The organism is Cognatundibacterium jejuense (assembly GCF_014284255.1).
Classification (GTDB): Bacteria; Pseudomonadota; Gammaproteobacteria; order Burkholderiales; family Burkholderiaceae_D; genus Undibacterium; species Undibacterium jejuense.
Genome location: NZ_JACOFV010000048.1, coordinates 1 through 803, shown reverse-complemented (window position 1 = coordinate 803; position 803 = coordinate 1). Strand labels below are relative to the sequence as shown.

Annotated in this window: 1 protein-coding gene; it reads left to right on the top strand. The window is 45.3% G+C overall.

What is annotated here, in order from left to right:
* Positions 1-803: DUF927 domain-containing protein (locus tag H8K32_RS19950; protein ID WP_186914386.1), on the top strand; the 803-nt coding region annotated here is incomplete at both ends.

Below are 803 nucleotides of genomic sequence, written 5' to 3'. Positions count from 1 at the left end.
AATGGAATCAACAGGTCGCGGCTTACTGCCGTGGTAACTCTCGGTTGCTGTTTTTTGTGTCAGCCGCTTTCGCTTCCTTGCTGTTGAACCATTCCAAAGTACAGAGCTTTGGGTTACATATGGTAGGCAGTAGTTCCACTGGAAAAAGTACGGCTATGAAAGTCGCAGCATCAGTGTTTGGTGGTTCGGATTATGCTCAAAGCTGGTTAGCGACCCATAGCTCAATAGAGCCTACTGCACAAAAATACTCTGATGCATTATTGGTACTTGATGAGCTTGGTCAAGTAGATGGAAAAGTCGTTGGCGATATTGTCTATATGCTAGCGAATGAGAAAGGGAAGGCACGCAATACGCCGGACAAGGGAAATAGGAAAATAACGACATGGAGAGAAATATTCATTACTGATGGTGAGATAACACTAGAAGCAAAAATGGCGGAAGCGGGTAAAAAGCCAAAAGCTGGACAGGAAATAAGGATGTCACATATTCGCGCTGATGCAGGTAAAGGCTTAGGCGTGTTCGATACATTGCATTCTTTTAGTGATGGCTCTGCACTATCTCGGCATTTAGTCAGCATGGTTCAGCAATACCATGGAACCGCTGGATTAGCGTTTGTAGAATGGCTGGTGGACAGTGTTAAGTCTTTGCCTGAAATGTTAAGAACAGCAATTGATGACACGAATAATAAGCTTTGCCCCACTAATGCACATGGGCAAGTCAAACGAGTATCAGAGTTCTTTTCTTTGGTCGCAGTTGGTGGTGAATTGGCGACTGCTGCCGGAGTCACTGGCTGGGCTGATGGT